Here is a 4680-nt window from a genome sequence, read left to right as displayed (position 1 = left end):
GCGGCTCGATCACCGCGCACAGTTGCTGCCACGGCACGATCTCTTCCATCGTCGCCAGGAACACATCGCGTCGGGTGGGGCGGCGGTATTGCTCGAATCCGGCCTCTTGATCGGCCGCTGCTGCCAGAGTCTGTTGCTTCATCGGATCACAACGCATTCGAGCCGCCATTGGTGGACTTGTTCAGCTTTGCCTTAGTTTCGCTTGGATTTAGATGCGATTGCCCTGCCCAGGACTTACCTGGGCTTCATGCCATTTTCCTCAAAAAAACGCCGCCCCACCCTGCGCCGGAGGCGGGCTCAGGCCGCCGGCGCGATGTGGCGGCTTCACCTCAACCGCGGCTGGACGATGATCTTCACGGCCGATTCGTTATTGTGTATCAGCGTTTCGAAGCCTTCCGACACCAGGTCCTCCAGCTGGATGCGCTGGGTGATGAACGGCGCCAGGTCGATCTTTCCTTCCTCCACCAGCCGGATGGTTTCCTGGTGGTCGTTGCAATAGGCGATCGTGCCGCGCAGGTCCAGCTCCTTCATGACCACGCTGTGCACGTTGACGGTGGCCGGGTGGCTCCAGATCGACACGATCACCACCACGCCGGCCGGCCTGACCGCGGCGACCAGGGCGTCCAGGACCTTGTTGACGCTGCTGCATTCGAACGCCACGTCCACCCCTTTGCCGCCGGTGATCTCCATCGCCCGCGCCACCACGTCCACTTCGGACGGATCGAGGATGTAGTCGGCCACGCCGGATTCGCGCGCCTTCTCTTTGCGCCTGGCGCTCAGCTCCGTGACGATGACGGTCAGGCCCTTGGCTTTCAGGATCGCCGACAGCAGCAGGCCGATCGGCCCGGCGCCGCCGACCAGGGCCACGTCGCCGGCCTTGGCGCCGCTGCGGGTAAAGGCATGGTGGCCGACCGACAGCGGCTCGATCAGGGCGGCCTGGTCCAGCGGAATGGCCTTGGAGATCGGATGCACCCAGCGGCGCTGGACGGCGATCTTCTCGGACAGCCCGCCGCCGCGGCCGCCCAGGCCGATGAAGTTCATGTCGCGGGACAGGTGGTAGCGGTCCCCGGGGCCGGTCGGCACGTCGTCGGCCACGATGTAGGGCTCCACCACCACGTGCTGGCCGACGTCGATGTCGTCCACGCCTTCGCCGACGGCGTACACCACGCCCGAGAATTCATGGCCCATGGTGATCGGCGCGGACTCTCCGGAGATCGGATGCGGATGGCCGCAGGGCGGGATGAAGATCGGCCCCTCCATGAACTCATGCAGATCCGTGCCGCAGATGCCGCACCAGGCCACGTCGATGCCGACGGTGCCCGGCGCCACGAGCGGCTCGGGGATGTCTTCGATGCGGATGTCGCCGCGGCCATGGAAACGTGCTGCTTTCATGCTTGAACTTTCTGAGGGGTTGTGAATCGGGCCGTGCGGCTATCGCAGGTGATGCACCGGCTGCAGGCCATAGACCCGCACCGGCAGGCCCTCCTGGCGCGCCTTCAACTGCAGCGCCAGATAGAGCGAGTAGTGGCGCGACTGGTGCAGGTTGCCGCCGTGGAACCACAGCGCCGGCTGCTGCGTGGGCTTCCACATGTTGCGCTGCTCGCCTTCCCAGGGCCCCGGGTCCTTGCTCGTGTCGGAGCCCAGGCCCCAGACCTTGCCCACCTTGTCGGCCACCTCCTGGCTGATCAGGTCGGCCACCCAGCCGTTCATCGAGCCATAGCCGGTCGCATAGACCACCAGGTCGGCGGGCAGCTCGGTGCCGTCGGCCAGCACCACGGCGTTTTCCGAGAGGTGGCTGATCTGCTTGCCGGCCTGCAGCTTGATGCTGCCGTCGATCACCAGGTCGCAGGCGCCCACGTCGATGTAGTAGCCCGATGCGCGGCGCAGGTACTTCATGAACAGCCCCGAGCCGTCGTCGCCGAAGTCCAGCATGAAGCCCGCCGCCTCGAGCCTGCGGTAGAACTGCGCGTCGCGCTCGCGGATGCGCGCATACAGCGGGATCTGGAAGTCGGCCATGATGCGGTAGGGCAGCGAGGCGAAGATCAGGTCGGCCTTTTTCGTCGTCACCCCGCTGGCCACGGCGCGCTCCGAATACAGGTCGCCCAGGCCGATGTCCATCAACGAGTCGGAGCGCACGATGTGCGTGGACGAGCGCTGCACCATGGTCACGTCGGCGCCATGCTCCCACAGCGCCGCGCAGATGTCGTGGGCCGAGTTGTTGGCGCCGATCACCACCACCTTCTTGCCGCGGTAGGCATCGGGCCCGGGATGCTCGGAGGAATGCTGCTGCTCGCCCTTGAACACGTCCTGCCCGTCGATGGTGGGCACATGGGCCTTGCCGGACATGCCGGTGGCAAACACCAAATGCCGGGGCCGCAGCACCAGCGTCTGGCCGCCGCGCTCCACCGTGACCTCCCACTCCTGCCGGTCCTCGTCATAGCGGGCCCGGGTGCAGCGCGTGGAAGACCAGTAGTTCACCTCCATGACCCGGGTGTACATCTCCAGCCAGTCGCCGATCTTGTCCTTCGGCGTGAAGACCGGCCAGTGCTCGGGAAAGGGCAGATAGGGCATGTGGTCGTACCAGACCGGGTCGTGCAGGCACAGCGATTTGTAGCGGCGGCGCCATTGGTCGCCGGGCCGCTCGTGCCGGTCGATGACGATGTGCGAGACCCCCAGCTGGCGCAGGCGCGCGCCCAGCGCGATGCCGCCCTGGCCGCCGCCGATCACGAGCACATAGGGCTGCTCGGTGTGGCCCAGCGCGCGGGCTTCGGCCTGGCGCCTGTCGAGCCAGGTCTGGCGCCCGCGCCGTATGCCGTGCTCGGCCCCCAGCGGGCGGCGCACGCCCAGCGGCTCCTCATGGCCCTTGATCTCCTGCGCCGTGGTCAGCAGCGTCCAGATCCGTTCGCCCTTCAGGCGGATATGCCCGTGACCGCGCATGTGCCGCGTATCGATGGTGAGCCAGGCCGAGGTGACGCCGTCGGCCGCCTCCACCGGCTCGGCGGGGTCCAGCGCGAGGCGCACCGGCGCCGCGCCGTCGAGCTGCTGCTCCAGCATCGCGGCCATCGCGGCCGGGCCCTCCAGCGTCTTGATGTTCCAGGTGAGCAGCACCAGGTCGCGCCAGAACGAATCGGCATGGAACAGCGCCGCTGCGGCCTGTGTGTCGCGCGCGGCCAGCGCGGCGTTCAGGCGCTCCAGCAGCGCATGCACGCGGGCATGCTCCGCGGTCTCGGGGGTGGGTGCCGTGGCAGTCGCGGCCATTGTGTGTCTCCTTGGCTTCTTGCGGTGAATGGGAGGACGGCTTTCGCAATAGCCATGCCAAACCGGCGGACCGTCCTGGCCCGCGCCGGCGGCAGGCAGGAGCCGACGCCGCAGCGGGCAAAGGCGTGGGACAGGTGTTGCGCCGCGCCGCCGCTGAACGCAACACCTGCTGCGCCATTTGCCGCAGGTGTTGCACGCAGGGCCGCGGCGGCGCGCTGGCCGCGGGCGCGGGGTGGCGCCACAATGCCCCTTCCCGTAAACCCCAAGCCCGGGCCGCCCGGCCCACAGCCCGCGGCCGCTGGAGAGACGCATGCGCCCCCTCAATGCCTACTCCGACCACGTCAAGGAAATCGAAGCCGTCGGCCTGGGCCTGCCCTCGCAGGCGCAACGGCGCGACCTGGCCGTGCTGGGCAGTTGGCGCCGCTGTATCGAGCACCACCGGCTCGACCCGGCGGCCACGCGGCAGGCCCACATCGTTCCCGCGGGCCTGCTGCGCCAGCACCGCGAGGAAGCCGAGGCGCTGATCGGCATCGCCCGCAGCGGGCTCGAGCACCTCTACCAGCAGCTCACCGGCCTGCACTACGTGCTGCTGCTGGCCGACCGGCACGGCATCACGGTGGACTTCCTCGGGCGCGAAGCCCAAGCCCGCGAACTGCGCCAGGCCGGCCTGTACCTGGGCTCGGAATGGCGCGAGGAGCGCGCCGGCACGTCGGCCGTGGGCACCTGCATCGCCACCGGCGAGGCCTTGACCGTGCACCGCAGCGACCATTTCGATTTCACGCACTCGCCGCTGTCCTGCACGGCCGCGCCGATCTACGACCTCGAAGGCGAACTGGCGGCCGTGCTGGACCTCTCGCTGCTGCACGCGCCGCAGGAGCGCTCCAGCCAGAGCCTGGCGCTGCATCTGGTGAGCGCCACCGCGCGCCGCGTGGAACTCGCCAACCTGATGGCGCAGGCGCGCACGCAGTGGGTGCTGCGCCTGTCGCAATCGCCCGACTTCCTCGACGTGGACCCGGAGGCCGCGGTCACGGTCGACGCCAGCGGCCGGGTCTGCGGCATGACCCATGCGGGCGCGCGCCTGCTGGTGCGCGCGGCGCAACTGCCCTGGCGCCGCCGGCCGGAGGTGCTGGGCCAGCCCCTGCAGCGCTTCTTCGCGCTGGACGTGAACCAGTTGCCGCAACTGCTGCGCAACCGGCCCGCGCAGGAGCGCATCGTGCGCGCGCACGACGGCAGCGTGCTGTTTGCACATGCCATCGCGCCGCAGAAGCCGCCGCACCGGGCCCCGCCGGCCGGGCGCGGGCCGGCGGCCGCGCTCCTGCCGCCGGCGCTGGCCGCCCTGAGTGCGGGCTGTCTCTTATACACATCTAAAAGGGGGGGGGGGGGGGGGGGGGGGGGGGGGGGGGGGGGGGGGGGGGGGGGGGG

Annotated in this window: 3 protein-coding genes and 1 pseudogene; 1 reads left to right on the top strand and 3 read right to left on the bottom strand. The window is 69.4% G+C overall.

All coding sequences use genetic code 11. The features are described from left to right. The 3 genes and pseudogenes from JHD63_RS21830 to JHD63_RS21820 form a co-directional block, all read right to left on the bottom strand. Positions 1-142 (bottom strand): annotated as a pseudogene (locus tag JHD63_RS21830) (IS5/IS1182 family transposase); the annotation flags it as partial. 182 nt (positions 143-324) lie between these two features. Then, positions 325-1392 (bottom strand): 2,3-butanediol dehydrogenase, encoded by a 1068-nt coding sequence (locus tag JHD63_RS21825; protein WP_198972892.1) that lies wholly within the window; start codon positions 1390-1392, stop codon positions 325-327. A 39-nt stretch (positions 1393-1431) separates the two neighbouring features. Beyond that, positions 1432-3258 (bottom strand): flavin-containing monooxygenase, encoded by a 1827-nt coding sequence (locus tag JHD63_RS21820; protein ID WP_198972891.1) that lies wholly within the window; start codon positions 3256-3258, stop codon positions 1432-1434. Positions 3259-3568: 310 nt separating this feature from the next. Between JHD63_RS21820 and JHD63_RS21815 the strand changes: the two genes are divergently transcribed. Further along, positions 3569-4680, top strand: a 1112-nt coding sequence (locus JHD63_RS21815; RefSeq protein WP_198972890.1) for a sigma-54-dependent Fis family transcriptional regulator, incomplete at its 3' end; no start/stop codon positions are given.

This window comes from Xylophilus sp. ASV27 (assembly GCF_016428875.1).
In the GTDB taxonomy this organism is placed as follows: domain Bacteria; phylum Pseudomonadota; class Gammaproteobacteria; order Burkholderiales; family Burkholderiaceae_C; genus Xylophilus.
Note: the sequence above shows the minus strand (reverse complement) of the source record. Positions and strands in the feature narration are given on the sequence as shown.

Excerpts from the sequence above, each read along its gene's own strand:
- JHD63_RS21825 (WP_198972892.1), bottom strand. The coding sequence starts at position 1,392 with ATGAAAGCAGCACGTTTCCATGGCCGCGGCGACATCCGCATCGAAGAC.
- JHD63_RS21820 (WP_198972891.1), bottom strand. The coding sequence starts at position 3,258 with ATGGCCGCGACTGCCACGGCACCCACCCCCGAGACCGCGGAGCATGCC.